The organism is Streptomyces sp. NPDC059994, from assembly GCF_042737755.1.
In the GTDB taxonomy this organism is placed as follows: domain Bacteria; phylum Actinomycetota; class Actinomycetes; order Streptomycetales; family Streptomycetaceae; genus Streptomyces.
Genome location: NZ_JBHWUR010000081.1, coordinates 1 through 16,847 on the forward strand (window position 1 = coordinate 1; position 16,847 = coordinate 16,847).

The 16,847-nt window shown below is 69.8% G+C and carries 15 protein-coding genes; 10 read left to right on the forward strand and 5 right to left on the reverse strand.

Features of this window, described 5'->3' with window-relative positions; genetic code table 11:
• Positions 1-66 precede the first annotated feature (66 nt).
• Positions 67-1,446 (reverse strand): aspartate aminotransferase family protein, encoded by a 1,380-nt coding sequence (locus tag ACFWA7_RS29575; RefSeq protein ID WP_385544015.1) that lies wholly within the window; start codon positions 1,444-1,446, stop codon positions 67-69.
• Positions 1,431-1,922 carry an Lrp/AsnC family transcriptional regulator gene (locus ACFWA7_RS29580; RefSeq protein ID WP_190091075.1) on the reverse strand — a complete coding sequence of 164 codons (492 nt, stop codon included), beginning with the start codon at positions 1,920-1,922 and terminating at the stop codon, positions 1,431-1,433. Before ACFWA7_RS29580 ends, ACFWA7_RS29575 begins: the two co-directional genes overlap by 16 nt.
• A 179-nt stretch (positions 1,923-2,101) precedes the next feature.
• Between ACFWA7_RS29580 and ACFWA7_RS29585 the strand changes: the two genes are divergently transcribed.
• From ACFWA7_RS29585 to ACFWA7_RS29595, 3 genes are all read left to right on the forward strand, one after another.
• Entirely contained in the window at positions 2,102-3,541 is a 1,440-nt protein-coding gene (locus ACFWA7_RS29585; RefSeq protein WP_385544020.1) for a gamma-aminobutyraldehyde dehydrogenase, read from the forward strand.
• A 185-nt stretch (positions 3,542-3,726) separates the two neighbouring features.
• Positions 3,727-4,890 (forward strand): PotD/PotF family extracellular solute-binding protein, encoded by a 1,164-nt coding sequence (locus ACFWA7_RS29590; protein WP_385826140.1) that lies wholly within the window; start codon positions 3,727-3,729, stop codon positions 4,888-4,890.
• Between the two features lie 51 nt (positions 4,891-4,941).
• Positions 4,942-5,472 (forward strand): hypothetical protein, encoded by a 531-nt coding sequence (locus ACFWA7_RS29595; protein ID WP_385544023.1) that lies wholly within the window; start codon positions 4,942-4,944, stop codon positions 5,470-5,472.
• A 27-nt stretch (positions 5,473-5,499) separates the two neighbouring features.
• Here the strand turns inward: ACFWA7_RS29595 and ACFWA7_RS29600 are convergent, their stop codons facing one another.
• Together ACFWA7_RS29600 and ACFWA7_RS29605 are read right to left on the reverse strand one after the other, a co-directional pair.
• A complete protein-coding gene (locus ACFWA7_RS29600) occupies positions 5,500-6,204 on the reverse strand; it encodes a glycerophosphodiester phosphodiesterase (protein ID WP_385544025.1) in 705 nt (234 codons plus the stop codon).
• Between the two features lie 20 nt (positions 6,205-6,224).
• A complete protein-coding gene (locus tag ACFWA7_RS29605; RefSeq protein ID WP_385826124.1) occupies positions 6,225-7,256 on the reverse strand; it encodes an adenosine deaminase in 1,032 nt (343 codons plus the stop codon).
• Between the two features lie 118 nt (positions 7,257-7,374).
• On the opposite strand from ACFWA7_RS29605, the gene ACFWA7_RS29610 reads away from it, so the two are divergent.
• Positions 7,375-8,091: a DUF4190 domain-containing protein gene (locus ACFWA7_RS29610; protein WP_385826126.1), complete on the forward strand. Its 717-nt coding sequence runs from the start codon at positions 7,375-7,377 to the stop codon at positions 8,089-8,091.
• Positions 8,092-8,724: 633 nt separating this feature from the next.
• On the opposite strand, the gene ACFWA7_RS29615 is transcribed toward ACFWA7_RS29610, so the two are convergent.
• Positions 8,725-9,279, reverse strand: a complete 555-nt coding sequence (locus tag ACFWA7_RS29615) for an NADAR family protein (protein WP_385826128.1) — start codon at positions 9,277-9,279, stop codon at positions 8,725-8,727.
• Between the two features lie 181 nt (positions 9,280-9,460).
• Between ACFWA7_RS29615 and ACFWA7_RS29620 the strand changes: the two genes are divergently transcribed.
• From ACFWA7_RS29620 to ACFWA7_RS29645, 6 genes are all read left to right on the forward strand, one after another.
• Positions 9,461-10,978, forward strand: coding sequence for a gamma-aminobutyraldehyde dehydrogenase (locus tag ACFWA7_RS29620; RefSeq protein WP_385544085.1), 1,518 nt, complete (start codon positions 9,461-9,463; stop codon positions 10,976-10,978).
• A 79-nt stretch (positions 10,979-11,057) separates the two neighbouring features.
• Positions 11,058-12,308: a spermidine/putrescine ABC transporter substrate-binding protein gene (locus ACFWA7_RS29625; RefSeq protein ID WP_385544036.1), complete on the forward strand. Its 1,251-nt coding sequence runs from the start codon at positions 11,058-11,060 to the stop codon at positions 12,306-12,308.
• 84 nt (positions 12,309-12,392) lie between these two features.
• Positions 12,393-13,547, forward strand: a complete 1,155-nt coding sequence (locus ACFWA7_RS29630; RefSeq protein ID WP_385544039.1) for an ABC transporter ATP-binding protein — start codon at positions 12,393-12,395, stop codon at positions 13,545-13,547.
• Entirely contained in the window at positions 13,544-14,464 is a 921-nt protein-coding gene (locus tag ACFWA7_RS29635) for an ABC transporter permease (protein WP_385544043.1), read from the forward strand. Before ACFWA7_RS29630 ends, ACFWA7_RS29635 begins: the two co-directional genes overlap by 4 nt.
• On the forward strand, positions 14,464-15,258 hold the full coding sequence (locus ACFWA7_RS29640) for an ABC transporter permease (RefSeq protein WP_385544046.1): 795 nt from the start codon (positions 14,464-14,466) through the stop codon (positions 15,256-15,258). Before ACFWA7_RS29635 ends, ACFWA7_RS29640 begins: the two co-directional genes overlap by 1 nt.
• A 38-nt stretch (positions 15,259-15,296) precedes the next feature.
• Complete coding sequence (locus ACFWA7_RS29645) at positions 15,297-16,718, forward strand: NAD(P)/FAD-dependent oxidoreductase (RefSeq protein ID WP_385544049.1); 1,422 nt, start codon at positions 15,297-15,299, stop codon at positions 16,716-16,718.
• Positions 16,719-16,847 lie beyond the last annotated feature (129 nt).

Here is a 16,847-nt window from a genome sequence, read left to right on the forward strand (position 1 = left end):
GTCACTCGGATGGGCGCCACCGGGCCGGTGCGTTCAGACGAATCGCGGGGACGATCCGGGGGACGGCTAGAGCTTCGTCCAGGCCTCCGTCAGGACCTGGCGCAGGATGCCCTCGATCTCGTCGAAGGTCTCCTGGTTGGAGATCAGCGGCGGGGCCAGCTGGACCACCGGGTCGCCCCGGTCGTCGGCGCGGCAGTACAGGCCGTTGTCGTACAGCGCCTTGGAGAGGAAGCCGTACAGGACGCGCTCGGTCTCCTCGTCGGTGAAGGTCTCCTTGGTGGCCTTGTCCTTCACCAGCTCGATGCCGTAGAAGAAGCCGTTGCCGCGGACGTCGCCGACTATCGGCAGGTCGTGGAGCTTCTTGAGGGTGTCGAAGAAGGCGCCCTCGTTGTCGAGCACGTGCTGGTTGAGGCCCTCGCGCTCGAAGATGTCGAGGTTGGCCAGGCCCACGGCCGCGGAGACCGGGTGGCCGCCGAAGGTGTAGCCGTGCAGGAAGGTGTTGTCGCCCTTGTAGAACGGCTCCGCGAGCCTGTCGGAGATGATGCAGGCGCCGATCGGGGAGTAGCCCGAGGTCATGCCCTTGGCGCAGGTGATCATGTCCGGTACGTAGTCGAACTTGTCGCACGCGAACATCGTGCCCAGGCGGCCGAAGGCGCAGATGACCTCGTCGGAGACGAGCAGCACGTCGTACTTGTCGCAGATCTCGCGGACCCGCTGGAAGTAGCCGGGCGGGGGCGGGAAGCAGCCGCCCGCGTTCTGGACGGGCTCAAGGAAGACCGCCGCGACCGTCTCGGGGCCCTCGAAGAGGATCTCCTGCTCGATCTGGTCGGCGGCCCAGCGGCCGAAGGCCACCGGGTCGTCGGCGTGGATCGAGGCGCGGTAGATGTTGGTGTTCGGCACCTTGTGCGCGCCGGGGACCAGCGGCTCGAAGGGCGCCTTCAGCGCGGGCAGACCGGTGATCGACAGGGCGCCCTGCGGGGTGCCGTGGTAGGCGACCGCGCGCGAGATGACCTTGTACTTCGTGTGGTTGCCGGTGAGCTTGTGGTACTGCTTCGCCAGCTTCCAGGCGGTCTCGACGGCCTCGCCGCCGCCGGTGGTGAAGAAGACCTTGTTGAGGTCGCCCGGGGCGTAGTTGGCGAGACGTTCCGCCAGCTCCACCGCCTTGGGGTGGGCGTAGGACCACACCGGGAAGAAGGCCAGCTCCTGCGCCTGCTTGTAGGCGGTCTCGGCGAGCTCGTGGCGGCCGTGGCCGGCGTTGACGACGAACAGGCCGGAGAGACCGTCGAGGTACTTCTTGCCCTTGTCGTCGTAGATGTAGGTGCCCTCGCCCCGCACGATGGTGGGAACGGGCGCGTTCTCGTACGACGACATGCGGGTGAAGTGCATCCACAGGTGGTCGTAGGCGGTCTGGCTCAGGTCCTTGCTCACGGCTATCGGGTTCCCCACATATAGGTCTGCTTCTTCAACTTGAGGTAGACGAAGCTCTCGGTGGAGCGCACGCCGGGGAGGGCGCGGATCCGCTTGTTGATGACGTCCAGCAGGTGGTCGTCGTCCTCGCAGACGACCTCCACCATCAGGTCGAAGGAGCCCGCGGTCATCACCACGTACTCGCACTCGGCCATGGCCGTCAGCGCCTCGGCGACGGGGTCGAGGTCTCCCTCGACATTGATGCCGACCATCGCCTGGCGCCGGAACCCCACGGTGAGGGGGTCGGTGACGGCGACGATCTGCATCACGCCCTGGTCGAGCAGCTTCTGCACGCGCTGGCGCACGGCCGCCTCGGACAGGCCCACGGCCTTGCCGATCGCGGCGTACGGACGGCGCCCGTCTTCCTGGAGCTGCTCGATGATCGCCAGGGACACGGCATCGATCGACGGGGACGATCCGTTCCCGGTCCTGGGGTCTGCGCTTCGACTGGCCACGGAGCCACTGTGCACCCGACTCGTCTGTCCCGCAACCCCAAAGCGATGAAATTCGTTGTTCCGTGACCTCAGAAGCACTGAATCCGAAGTTGCCGGGCGGCGGGTCTGTCGAAAGCGACACTGGACCGACTAGGGTGGGTTGTCTCACCCATCGGACATCGGACCGGGAGGCCAGCGAAGTGACCACCGAACTGCGTCGTTTGCGCAACTACATCGACGGAGAGTTCCGCGATGCTGCCGACGGGCGGACCATCGAGGTGGTCAACCCGGCCACGGGCGAGGCGTACGCCACCTCGCCGCTCTCCGGCCAGGCGGACGTCGACGCCGCCATGACCGCGGCCGCCGTGGCCTTCCCGGCCTGGCGCGACACCACCCCGGCCGAGCGCCAGCGGGTCCTGCTGAAGATCGCGGACGCCTTCGAGGAGCGCGCCGAGGAGCTGATCGCGGCCGAGTCGGAGAACACCGGCAAGCCGCTCGCGCTCACCGCCAGCGAAGAGATCCCGCCGATGGTGGACCAGATCCGCTTCTTCGCGGGCGCCGCCCGGCTGCTCGAAGGCCGCTCGGCCGGCGAGTACATGGAGGGCATGACCTCGATCGTCCGCCGCGAGCCGGTGGGTGTCTGCGCGCAGGTCGCGCCGTGGAACTACCCGATGATGATGGCCGTGTGGAAGTTCGCACCGGCCCTCGCCGCGGGCAACACGGTCGTCCTCAAGCCCTCGGACACCACCCCCGCCTCCACCGTCCTGATCGCCGAGATCATCGGCGCGATCGTCCCCAAGGGCGTCTTCAACGTCATCTGCGGCGACCGCGACACCGGCCGTGCGATGGTCGAGCACCCGGTGCCCGCGATGGCCTCCATCACCGGGTCCGTACGGGCCGGCATGCAGGTCGCGGAGTCGGCGGCCAAGGACGTCAAGCGCGTCCACCTGGAGCTCGGTGGCAAGGCCCCCGTCGTCGTCTTCGAGGACGCCGACATCGCCAAGGCCGTCGAGGACATCGCGGTGGCGGGCTACTTCAACGCGGGCCAGGACTGTACGGCCGCGACGCGCGTCCTGGTCCACGAGTCCATCCACGACGAGTTCGTCACCGCGCTCGCCAAGGCCGCCGCCGACACCAGGACCGGCCAGCCGGACGACGAGGACGTGCTGTACGGCCCGCTGAACAACGCCAACCAGCTGAGGCAGGTCACCGGCTTCATCGACCGCCTCCCGGCGCACGCCAAGGTCGAGGCGGGCGGCCACCGGGTCGGCGACAAGGGCTACTTCTACGCCCCGACCGTCGTCTCCGGCCTCAAGCAGGACGACGAGATCATCCAGAACGAGGTCTTCGGCCCGGTCATCACGGTCCAGTCCTTCACCGACGAGAAGCAGGCCCTCGAATACGCCAACGGCGTCGAGTACGCCCTGGCCTCCTCGGTCTGGACGAAGGACCACGCCCGCGCGATGCGCATGTCCAAGTACCTGGACTTCGGCTGCGTCTGGATCAACACGCACATCCCGCTCGTCGCGGAGATGCCGCACGGCGGCTTCAAGAAGTCCGGCTACGGCAAGGACCTCTCGGCGTACGGCTTCGAGGACTACACCCGCATCAAGCACGTGATGACGTCGTACGAGGGCTGATTGCCCCGGCACGGCCCGGACTTGTGGTGCGGCACCGGACGGGGTGCCGCACCACACGTGTGTGCAGGGGCCGTTACGGTCGACAGGGTGTCGGGCCTGCCGCGTACGGCTGTACGCAGCGTCCATTGCCCCGTACGGCCGCGCCCCGGCATCCTTCCGGGGTGCGAGCGACCTCCATGAACCCCCTGTCCCGCCGCCAACTGCTGCGCGCGCTCGGCGGTGGCGCCCTGGCCACCGCGCTGGCGGGCTGCGGAGTGCCCGCGGCGTACGTCGGACCCGGCGAGCGCGCGGCGCGCGACCGCTCGGCCGAAGACCACCGGCTCACCTTCGCCAACTGGCCGCTGTACATCGACACCGACGAGGACGACAAGTCGAAGCGGCCCACCCTCGCGGCGTTCACCAAGGCCACCGGGATCTCCGTCACCTACACCGAGGAGATCAACGACAACGACGAGTTCTTCGGGAAGATCAGCCCGGCCCTGATGAACCATCAGGCGACCGGCCGGGACATCGTCGTCGTCAGCGACTGGATGGCGGCCCGGTTCGTCCGGCTCGGCTGGGTGCAGGAGATGGACCGCTCCCGCCAGCCCGGCGTGGCCAAGTACCTGGATCCGCAGCTGACCTCGCCCGCCTTCGACGAGGGGCGGCTGCACAGCGTGCCCTGGCAGTCCGGGATCACGGGCATCGCGTACAACAGGAAGAAGCTCGGCCGCGAGCTCAAGCACACCGGTGACCTGTGGGACCCGCGCCTGGCGGGCAAGGTGACGCTGCTGTCCGGGCTCGACGAGTCGTTCGCGCTGCTGATGCAGGGCGACGGCGTCGATGTGACGCGGTGGACGGCCGACGACTTCCACCGGATGTGCGACCGGGTCGAGAAGCAGGTGCACAAGAAGCAGATACGCCGCTTCACCGGCAACGACTACATCAAGGACCTCTCCACCGGCGACGTGCTCGCCTGCCAGGCGTACTCGGGCGATGTGATCCAGCTCCAGGCGGACAACCCCGACATCGAGTTCGTGGTGCCCGAGGAGGGCGCCGAGCTGTGGGCCGAGTCGATGATGATCCCCAACCTGGCCCGCCACAAGGCCAACGCGGAAGCGCTGATCGACTACTACTACGACCCGCACGTGGCGGCGGAGCTGGCGGTCTGGGTCAACTACGTCTGCCCGGTCCCGGCCGCCCGCGAGGTCCTCGCGGCCTCCAAGGACAAGGACCGCGCGGAGCTCGCCGAGGACCCGCTGGTCTTCCCGGACGCCGAGATGCGCCAACGGCTCGCGATCGCCCGGGACATCACGTCGCAGGAGCGGGTGGAGTTCGCGAGGAGGTGGAACGCCATCGTGGGGCTGTAGAGGGTCGGGACCGGGTTTGAACACGTTCAAACCGCGGCGTAGGCTGCGGTCATGAGCGAGCGAAGAGCTGTCCTCGTGCGGCGCATACGCCTGTGGCTTGTCGTCTTCATCGTCGGCCTCGTACTGAGCGGACTGACCGCGTTCCCGCTGGTGCACGAACTGCACTGGACACAGAGCCTGGTGCGTTCCACACCGGCGGGGGACTGGTTCCCGGGCCTTGCGGGCTGGATCGACAGGGTGCGCGAAGGGCTCGACGCGACGGACGCGGAGTACCCCTTCGTCCTCTACGGAACGGACTGGCTGGCGTTCGCGCACCTCGTGATCGCCGTCGCCTTCTACGGGCCCTACCGCGATCCGGTGCGCAACATCTGGGTGATCGAGTTCGGGATGATCGCCTGCGCCGGGATCATCCCGCTGGCGCTGATCTGCGGGCCGGTGCGCGGGATCCCCTTCTGGTGGTCGGTGATCGACATGTCGTTCGGCGTGTTCGGGGTGATCCCGCTGTACGTCGTACGCCGGAAGATCAAGGAGCTGGAGGCGCTGACGGCGCCGGTCGCGGTAGGTGCACCGGCGCGGGCGTGAGTCGGCGGCGGGCGGGCGGGCCGGAGGTCAGTCGGCCACCGTCCCATCCGTACGCTCCGCCAGGACCGCGCGCAGCGCGTCCACCCGGTTCGTGGTGACCGCGTCCACGCCCTGCCCGATCAGCCGCCGCATGGTCCGCCTGGTGTCCGCCGTCCACACGGACACGAGCATCCCGTCGCGGTGGATCCGCGCGGCCAGCTCCGGACTCATCAGTCCGAAGCGGTGGTTGAGCCAGCGCGGCTTCACCGCCGCGATCAGCTCGGGGCGCGGCGGGGCCGATGTCGTCCACGTCAGGGCGATCTCGGCGGACGGGTCGGCGGCGCGGACCTTCAGCATGGTGGCGGCGCCCGCGCAGTAGTACACGCGGTCGCCCGCCCCGCACTCCCGCACCATGCCCACGACCGCGCGCACCGCCGCCTCCGTGGCACCGGGCAGATCGATCATCACCCGGTGGGCCCCCGCCGCCGTCAGGGCCGCGCGCAGGGTCGGGACGCCGGAGCGGGTCAGCTCGCGCACGTCCTCGTACACGAGGGAGGACAGCGGGCGGTCGTGGCCCCACAGCCGCTCCAGCGTGTCGTCGTGGAGCAGTACGGGGACGCCGTCGCGGGTGAGCCGTACATCGATCTCGACCGCGTCCGCGCCACGCTCCAGCGCCGAGTGGATCGACGGGAGCGTGTTCTCGCGGACGCGGTACGGGTCGCCGCGGTGGGCCACGGCAGTCACGGTGCGCACGGGCCCATTGTCGTCGGGCGTTACGGCGCCAGCCACTTGGTGGTGTAGTCGTCGATCTCGGCCGCGAGCCTCGTCTTGCCCGCCTCGTCGAGGAAGGACGCCTCGACCGCGTTCTTGGCGAGGCCGGCCACGCCGCGCTCGTCCAGCTCCAGGAGGCGGGCGGCGACCGCGTACTCGTTGTTGAGGTCGCTGCCGAACATCGGCGGGTCGTCGCTGTTCACGGTGACGAGCACGCCCGCCTGCACCATCTCCCTTATCGGGTGCCGGTCGATGTCGGCGACGACGCGGGTCGCCAGGTTGGACGTCGGGCAGACCTCCAGGGCGATCCGCTGGTCGGCGAGGTGCCTGAGGAGGTCCGGGTCCTGGGTGGCGCTGGTGCCGTGGCCGATGCGCTCGGCGCGCAGGTCGCGCAGGGCGTCCCAGATCGACTGCGGGCCGGTGGACTCGCCCGAGTGCGGCACCGAGTGCAGTCCGGCGGCGATCGCCCGGTCGAAGTACGGCTTGAACTGCGGGCGCGGTACGCCGATCTCGGGGCCGCCGAGGCCGAACGAGACCAGGCCCTCGGGGCGGATGCCGTCGGCGGTGGCGAGCCGGGTCGTCTCGGCGGCCGCCTCCAGACCGGCCTCGCCCGGGATGTCGAAGCACCAGCGCAGCACCGTGCCGAGCTCCTTCTCGGCCGCCTTGCGGGCGTCCTCGATCGCGTCCATGAAGGCACGCTCGTCGATGCCGCGGCGGGTGGAGGAGAAGGGGGTGATGGTCAGCTCGGCGTACCGGATGTTCTGCCGGGCCATGTCACGGGCGACCTCGTACGTGAGAAGCCGCACATCTTCCGGGGTGCGGATCAGGTCGACGACGGAGAGGTAGACGTCGATGAAGTGCGCGAAGTCGGTGAACGTGAAGTAGTCCGCGAGGGCCTCGGGGTCGGTGGGGACCTTCGAGTCGGGGTGGCGGGCGGCCAGTTCGGCGACGATACGGGGGGAGGCCGAGCCGACGTGGTGCACATGGAGCTCCGCCTTGGGCAGGCCCGCGATGAACGGGTGCAGGTCGGTCATGGTTTCCTCCGCAGGCTGTCGGCTTCGCTCTTCGGGGATCATGTTAGGCCGGGCGGATCCCGCGGATCCTGCCGAGGGTGGGAGCTTTAGCATGTCGGAACCACGATGGGGGAGGCCCATGTCAGACAACCGCGATCAGCCGTCCGGGGGCGCCGAGCCCGTGGACCCGTGGGCACCGCCGGAGCGGAAGGTTCCGCTGGAGAAGCCGGTGCGGCCGGGGCAGCCGGGGCAGCCGGGGCAGCCGGTGCATGACCAGCCGACGGTGACATCTCTGCCGGCGGCCGGGGCGGACGCGGCGGAGCCGGGGTCTGGTCCTGGTGCTGGTCCTGGTCCGGTGGGTGGGCCCGGGTGGGGTGGGCCGGTACCGCCGCCCCCGACCGCGCCGGGCGGTCCCGGCCAGGCGGTCCCGGGCAGCTACGGCTACCCCGCGTACCCCGGTTATCCCGACTACGCGTCCTACGGCTATGGGCACCCCGGCTGGACCGGCATGGGCGCCCCGCTCAACGGCTTCGGCACCACCGCGCTGGTCCTCGGCATCGTCTCCGTCGTGCTGTTCTGCATGTGGGGCCTCGGGATCATCCTGGGCATCCTCGCGCTGATCTTCGGGTTCCTCGGGCGGGGGCGGGCGAAGCGGGGGCAGGCCACGAACGGGGGGCAGGCGCTGGCCGGGATCATCCTGGGGGCGGTCGGGATCGTGGTCAGCGGGGTGTTCCTCGGGCTGATGATCTGGGCGGTCACGAATGACGATGACTCGGACGACTCGTCGAGGTACGACGACCCGTTCGCGACGTCGCTGGTCGTGAGGGGTGGGGGCCCCACCCCGCCCCTTCCCTAAACCCTCCGGGGGTGGGTGGGGGTGGAGGCTCGTTTCCCGGGGGCTGAGCCCCCGGACCCCGGGCGGGGCTGAGCCCCCGGACCCCGGGCGGGGCTGAGCCCCCGGACCCCGGGCGGGGCTGAGCCCCCGGACCCCGGGCGGGGCTACGCCCCCGGACCCCCCTGGCGGGGCCTGTGCCCCTGCACCCCGGGCGGAGCTGCGACCCTGCCACCCCCTGGCGGGCTGCGCCTCTGCCCCCCCCCTGGCGGGTTGCGTCTCTGCGACCCCTCGCGGGCCTGCGACCCCTGCAACCCGCTTCGGGGCTTCGCCCCGGACCCCCTTCGTCTGCAGGGCGCCTGTGGCTGGTCGCGCAGTTCCCCGCGCCCCTGAAGGGGCGGGAACTTCGCTCCCTGCCCCCCGGCTCGTGAAACGCCGGAGGGGCTGAATTTGCCCGGGCCCCGTTCTGCCTCAAGGGGCGCGGGGAACTGCGCGACCAGCCCCCACCGGCCCGCAGGCGAATGGGGTCCGGGGCGAAGCCGAACCGGGACTGTGCGACCCGGCCCCAGGCCCGGCGCGGGTGGACCCGAACCGGCACCCGCCCCCACCGGCCCGCAGGTGAACCCCACACCGCACACCCCACCCCCGCCGCGCGCCCTACGCGCCCGCGCCCCCCAACCTCCCCCGCGCCTCCATCAACGCAAACCCCAGCAAATTCTCCCCCCGCCACTTCGACGGGTCCTCCGCCTCAGGCGCGTCCGCCGGCAGGCCTATGCCCCAGATGCGGTCCAGGGGGCTGGCCTCCACCAGGACCCGGTTGCCCGTGGACAGGAGGTAGGCCTTCAGCTCGGGGGACTGGCCGAACTTGTGGAGGCTGCCCGCCAGCACGATCCCGTACCGCTCCCGCTTCCACACCTCGTCGTCGAAGTCGCGGACCAGGCGGCCCGCCTTCTTCGCCGCCGCCGGGCTCGTCGCGGTGAGCGCGGCGCGCTCCGCCTCCGCGTCGCCGAACAGGCGCGCCTTGGCCGCCATCATCCAGTGCTCGGCCGTCGCGTACGCCACGCCGTCCACCTCGAACGGCGACGGCCACCACTGGCTGAAACAGCTCGGGCCGAGCGTCCCGTCGCGCCGGGGCGTGTGGCCCCAGAAGTGCAGGAACTTGACCCTTTTCCCATCCTTGACCTGCGCGATCAAATTGTCGATCTTCTCCATACACGCGAGTCTGGCATCCGCCACTGACACTCCGTACGGGTATTTACAGCCTGACCCGACACATGGTCGACAGATTCCGTCGCGTAACCAAAAGGCAACAACGGAATCACTTGTTGGTCGGATGCCGCTCTGTCAGGATCGGCACTCAAATCGAGCTGGAGCTACGGAGACCGTGAGCGAGATGGGCAACAGCAACAGCAGTCGCTTCCCGGCGCAGGACCGTTTCGAAGGCGGCGCCCAGTACATCGGCGGGCGGTTCGCCCCCGGCACCTCCGGGCGCAAGCAGGATGTCGTCGACCCGGCCACCGGCCACGTCGTCCACACCTATGAGCTGGCCGGCACGGGAGACGTGGACGCCGCCGTCGCCGCCGCCAAGGACGCCTTCCCGGGCTGGGCCGGCGCCACCCCCGCCGAGCGCTCCGACGCCCTGCACCGCTTCGCCGCCGTCCTCGCCGACCGCGCGGAGGAGTTCGCGCAGGCCGAGTCGCTCCAGTGCGGCAAGCCGATCAAGCTCAGCCGGGAGTTCGACGTCCCGGGGACCGTCGACAACACCGCGTTCTTCGCCGGGGCCGCCCGCCACCTCCAGGGGCAGTCCGCCGGGGAGTACTCGGGCGACCACACCTCGTACGTCCGCCGCGAGGCCATCGGGGTCGTCGGCTCCATCGCGCCCTGGAACTATCCGCTCCAGATGGCCGCCTGGAAGGTGCTCCCGGCGATCGCGGCCGGCAACACCATCGTCCTCAAGCCCGCCGAGATCACCCCATTCACCTCGCTGCTCTTCGCCGAGGCCGCCAGTGCCGCCGGGATTCCCGACGGGGTTGTCAACATCGTCTCGGGCGCCGGGCGCGATGCCGGGGAGCACCTCGTCGGGCACCCCGATGTCGTCATGACCTCCTTCACCGGGTCCACCGCCGTCGGCAAGCGCGTCGCGGAGATCGCCACCGCGACCGTCAAGCGGACCCATCTGGAGCTCGGCGGCAAGGCGCCCTTCGTCGTCTTCGACGACGCCGACCTCGAAGCCGCCGTCCACGGCGCGGTCGCCGCCTCGCTCATCAACTCCGGCCAGGACTGCACCGCCGCCACGCGCGCGTACGTACAGCGTCCGCTCTACGAGGCGTTCGTCGCCGGGGTCGCGGACCTGATGGCGACCGTCCGGGTCGGGGACCCGTTCGACCCGGCCACCGACCTCGGCCCGCTGATCAGCCACGTCCACCGCGACCGGGTCGCCGGCTTCGTCGACCGCGCCCGCTCCTACGCCCGGATCGTCACCGGCGGCGCGGCCCCGAAGAGCGAGGGTGCCTTCTATCTGCCCACGCTCATCGCCGGTGCCCCGCAGGACAGTGAAGTCGTCCAGTCCGAGATCTTCGGGCCGGTGCTCACCGTCCTTCCCTTCGACTCCGACGACGAGGGCATCCGGCTCGCCAACGACACCCCGTACGGTCTCGCCGCCTCCGCCTGGAGCCGGGACGTCTACCGGGCGGGCCGCGCCACCCGGGAGATCAAGGCCGGGTGCGTCTGGGTCAACGACCACATTCCGATCATCAGCGAGATGCCGCACGGCGGCTACAAGGCGAGCGGCTACGGAAAGGACATGTCGGCTTACTCCTTCGAGGAGTACACGCAGGTCAAGCATGTGATGTACGACAACACGGCGGTCGCCGCGAAGGACTGGCACCGCACGATCTTCGGGGACCGATAAAGCATCCGATCAGCGGCGCCGCCGCGTGGCGGCCGTCCGACCAGCGGCCGCCACCTCCACCCGAAAGGGCACACAGCGCATGGAGCAGTACGAGCCGGACCGCCTGTCCGGGGCCCAACTGGCCGCCATACAGCGCAGCCTGACCAGCGGCCGGGGCGCCCTGACCCGCCGTTCGCTGATGCGGGCCACGGGCTTCGGCGCACTTGCCGTCGGCGGCCTCGCCGGGCTCACCGGGTGCGGTATCCCGGCCGCCAAGAAGGCGGACGGCCAGGCCCCCGCGTCGACCGACCACTCGGCCAAGGAGAAGGTGATCAACTTCTCCAACTGGACCGAGTACATGGACGTCAGCGACGACAAGAAGCACCGGCCGACGCTGGACGCGTTCACCAGGCGGACCGGTATCCAGGTCAAGTACACCGAGGACATCAACGACAACGTCGAGTTCTTCGGCAAGATCAAGCCGCAGCTCGCGGCCGGTCAGGACATCGGCCGGGACGTCATCGTCGTCACCGACTGGCTGGCCGGGCGGCTCATCCGGTTCGGCTGGGCGCAGAAGCTCAACGCCTCCAACCTGCCGCACGCCTTCGCCAACCTCTCCGCGCCCTTCCGCACCCCCGACTGGGACCCGGGCCGGGCCTACTCGTACCCCTGGACCGGCATCCCGGCCGTCATCGCCTACAACTCCAAGGCGACCGGCGGGCGGACCGTCGACTCGGTCACCCAGCTGCTCGACGACCCCTCGCTCAAGGGGCGGGTGGGCTTCCTCACCGAGATGCGCGACACCGTCGGGATGACCCTGCTCGACATGGGCAAGGACCCGGCGAAGTTCACCGACGCCGACTACGACGCGGCGATCGGGCGGCTCCAGAAGGGCGTCGACAAGAAGCAGATCCGGCGCTTCACCGGCAACGACTACACGGGTGACCTGGACAAGGGCGACCTCGCCGCGTGCGTGGCGTGGGGCGGGGACGTCACCCAGCTCCAGTCCGACAACCCCGACATCAAGTACGCGATCCCCGCCGCCGGATACATGCTCTCCAGCGACAATCTGCTGATCCCGGCGAAGGCCCGGCACCAGTCCAACGCCGAGCGGCTGATCGACTACTACTACGAGCCGACGGTCGCGGCCCAGCTCGCCGCGTACATCAACTACGTGTGCCCGGTCGACGGCGTGCGCGACGAGCTCACCAGGATCGACCCCAAGCTGGCCGAGAACACGCTGATCCTGCCCGACAAGGCCATGGCCGCCAAGGCGCACTCCTTCCGCTCGCTCAGCAGCGAGGAGGAGACCAAGTACGAGGAGAAGTTCGCCAAGCTCATCGGCGCCTGACCCTCCCCCAAGCTCTTGAAGAGCAGGGGGGACCCCCGCTCCCCACTCTCCCCTCGTCCCTCTCCACCCCTGGGATCGCAACCCATGACTGACGACAAGAACGACGGCGGCGACGTCCGCCTCACCGGGATCAGCAAGACGTACGGCTCCTTCACCGCCGTCCATCCGCTCGAACTGACCGTCCCGCAGGGCTCGTTCTTCGCCCTCCTCGGCGCCTCCGGGTGCGGTAAGACCACCACGCTGCGCATGATCGCCGGACTGGAGGAGCCCACCACCGGGACCGTCTTCCTCGGCGACAAGGACGTCACCGATCTGCCGCCCTACAAGCGGCCGGTGAACACCGTCTTCCAGTCGTACGCGCTCTTCCCGCACCTCGACGTCACCGAGAACGTCGCCTTCGGGCTGCGCCGCCGGGGCATCAAGTCGGTGAAGAAGCAGGTCGACGACATGCTGGAGCTCGTCCAGCTCGGCGACTTCGCCAGGCGCAAGCCGCACCAGCTCTCCGGCGGCCAGCAGCAGCGCGTGGCGGTCGCCCGCGCTCTCATCAACCACCCGCAGGTGCTGCTCCTCGACGAGCCGCTCGGCGCCCTCGACCTCAAGCTGCGCCGCCAGATGCAGCTGGAGCTCAAGCGCATCCAGACCGAGGTCGGCATCACCTTCATCCACGTCACCCACGACCAGGAGGAGGCCATGACCATGGCCGACACGGTCGCGGTGATGAACGGCGGCCGCGTCGAACAGCTCGGCGCCCCCGCCGACCTCTACGAGAACCCGAAGACCACGTTCGTGGCGAACTTCCTCGGCACCTCCAACCTCATCGAGGCCGAGGTCGTCGAGAAGAGCGGCGACGACGTCCTGGTCACCGCAGGCGGGAGCAGGCTGCGGCTGCCCGGCGGGCGATGTTCGGCGCCGGCCACCGGCGGCGGGAAGATCCTCGTGGGCGTGCGCCCGGAGAAGATCTCCCTCGCCCACAAGGACGAGGAGGGCTCGATAGCGGAAGGCCGCAACCGGGTTCCCGGACGCATCATCGACTCGTCGTTCATCGGCGTCTCCACGCAGTACGTCATCGACTCCCCGGCGGGCCGGGGGCTGGCGGTGTACGAGCAGAACATCGAGCGCGACACCCGTCTGGTGCCCGGCGCCGAGGTCGTCCTGCACTGGAACCCGGCGCACACCTTCGGCCTCGACGCGGCGCAGGCGATCGACGCGGGCGTGGAGAAGGTCGAGGACGCCGCGTGAGCGCCCTGACCGAGGCGCCCCCGGCCGCCGACCTCCCCGTGCGCAAGGCGTCGGTGCGCAAGCGCCTCGTGCCCTACTGGCTGCTGGTGCCCGGCCTCCTGTGGCTGGTCGTCTTCTTCGCGCTGCCGATGGTCTACCAGGCCTCCACCTCGGTGCAGACCGGCTCCCTGGAGAAGGGCTTCCAGGTCACCTGGCACTTCCAGACCTACTGGGACGCCTTCAAGGAGTACTACCCGCAGTTCGTGCGCTCGCTGCTGTACGCGGGGACCGCGACGCTGCTCTGCCTGCTGCTCGGCTATCCGCTGGCGTATCTGATCGCCTTCAAGGCGGGACGCTGGCGCAATCTGATCCTGGTGCTCGTCATCGCGCCGTTCTTCACCAGCTTCCTGATCCGCACCCTCGCCTGGAAGACGATCCTCGCGGACGGCGGCCCGGTGGTGCACGCGCTCAACTCGCTGCACGTGCTCGACGTGACGAGCTGGCTGGGGTGGACCGAGGGCAACCGCGTCCTGGCCACGCCGATGGCGGTGGTCTGCGGCCTCACGTACAACTTCTTGCCGTTCATGATCCTGCCGCTCTACACGTCCCTGGAGCGGATCGACCCGCGGCTGCACGAGGCCGCCGGTGATCTGTACGCGACCCCGGCGACCACGTTCCGCAAGGTGACCTTCCCGCTTTCCATGCCGGGCGTCGTCTCGGGCACGCTGCTCACCTTCATCCCGGCGAGCGGCGACTACGTCAACGCCGAACTGCTCGGCTCCACCGACCAGAAGATGGTCGGCAACGTGATCCAGTCGCAGTTCCTGCGGGTCCTCGACTATCCGACGGCCGCCGCCCTGTCGTTCATCCTGATGGCGATCGTCCTGGTCATGGTCACCGTCTACATCCGCCGAGCCGGGACGGAGGACCTGGTCTGATGCGCTGGCTCCGACGCAATGTGATCGCCATCGCGGGGCTCGCGACCCTCGCGTACCTGATCCTGCCGAACGTCGTCGTGATGGTGTTCTCGTTCAACAAGCCGAACGGGCGCTTCAACTACTCGTGGACGCGGTTCTCCACCGACGCCTGGCAGGACCCGTGCGGCGTCGCCGACATGTGCGGCTCGCTCTCGCTCTCGCTCCAGATCGCCACCTGGGCGACGGTCGGCGCGACCGTGCTCGGCACGATGATCGCCTTCGCGCTGGTCCGCTACCGGTTCCGGGCGCGCGGCGCGATCAACTCGCTGATCTTCCTGCCGATGGCGATGCCCGAGGTCGTCATGGCCGCCTCGCTGCTGACGCTCTTCCTCAACCTGGGCGCGCAGCTCGGCTTCTGGACCATCCTCATCGCCCACATCATGTTCTGTCTGAGCTTCGTGGTGACGGCGGTCAAGGCGCGGGTGATGTCGATGGACCCGAGGCTGGAGGAGGCCGCGCGCGATCTGTACGCGGGGCCGGTCCAGACGTTCGTCCGGGTCACCCTGCCGATCGCCGCCCCCGGAATCGTCGCGGGCGCGCTGCTCGCCTTCGCGCTCTCCTTCGACGACTTCATCATCACCAACTTCAACGCGGGCTCCACCGTGACGTTCCCCATGTTCGTCTGGGGTTCGGCACAGCGCGGCACGCCCGTGCAGATCAACGTCATCGGTACGGCCATGTTCGTCATCGCCGTAGTGGTGGTCGTCGCCGGCCAGCTCGTCGCGAACCGGCGCGGCAACAGTGCGAAAGCCTGAGCAGTAACCGACCGAACCCTTTGAGGGAGTTGGAAGTCATGGCCGTCACCCGAGCCATGCGCAGTGCGGCAGCCCATTCACTGACGGACGCCCAGCCCGTCCCCTTCTGGCTGGAGGACCCGGGCAGGCCCGGCGCCCACCCCGCCCTCGCGGGCGACGAGCGGTGCGATCTGCTCGTCGTCGGCGGCGGCTACAGCGGACTGTGGACCGCGCTCCTGGCCAAGGAGCGCGACCCCGGACGCGATGTCGTGCTCATCGAGGGCAAGGAGATCGGCTGGGCGGCCTCGGGCCGCAACGGCGGCTTCTGCGCCGCCTCCCTCACCCACGGCCTGGGCAACGGCCTCGCCCGCTGGCCGGACGAGCTGCCCCGCCTGGAGAAGCTGGGCGCGCGGAACCTCGACGCCATCGAGGCGGCCGTCGCCCGCTACTCCCTGGACTGCGACTTCGAGCGCACCGGCGAGATCGACGTGGCCACCGAGCCGCACCAGCTCGACGAACTGCACGAGATGCACGAGGAGGCGGTGGGGCTCGGCTTCGAGGGCCTCGAACTGCTCGACGGGGACGCGATGCGGGCCGAGGTCGACTCGCCGACCTTCCTCGGCGGGCTCTGGGACCGGCGCGGTGTGGCGATGCTGCACCCCGCCAAGCTCGCCTGGGGCCTCAAGCGCGCCTGTCTGGAACTCGGCGTACGGATCTACGAACACACCCCCGGCCTCGATCTGGTCGCGGCCGGGCCGGGTATGGCGGTGCGCACCCCGTACGGGCGGATCCGCGCCCGCCGGGTCGCGCTCGGCACCAATGTGTTCCCGTCCCTGGTCAAGCGCGTGCGCGCGTACACCGTCCCGGTCTACGACTACGCGCTGATGACCGAGCCGCTGAGCGCGGGGCAACTGGCCGCGATCGGCTGGAAGAACCGGCAGGGGCTCGGTGACTCGGCCAACCAGTTCCACTACTTCCGGATCACCGCCGACCACCGCATCCTGTGGGGCGGCTACGACGCGATCTACAAGTACGGCGGGAAGGTGCGGGCCGAGTACGACGACAGGCCCGCCACCTATCTCAAGCTGGCCGAGCACTTCTTCCGCTGCTTCCCGCAGCTGGAGGGGTTGCGTTTCAGCCATGCCTGGGGCGGGGCGATCGACACCTGCTCGCGGTTCTCGGCGTTCTTCGGCACGGCCCACGGCGGCAAGGTCGCGTACGCCGCCGGGTACACCGGCCTCGGCGTCGGCGCGACCCGCTTCGGCGCGGACGTGATGCTCGACCTGCTGGCGGGGGAGCGCACCGAGCGTACGGAGCTGGAGATGGTCCGCAAGAAGCCGCTGCCGTTCCCCCCGGAGCCGGTCGCCTGGGCGGGGATCGGCATCACCAAGTGGGCGCTGGCCCGGGCCGACGCGAACGGCGGGCGCCGCAATCTGTGGCTGAAGGCGATGGACAGGGCGGGGCTGGGGTTCGACAGCTGAGTGGATGTCTCCAGCCCCCAGGGGGGTGGATGTCTCCACCCCCCTGGGGGCGCGGGGCTGTGGCGGTACGCGGCGCCGCCGCGTGGGCGCGACCAGCCACGCACGGTCCGCAGCCGAAGCTCCAAGCCC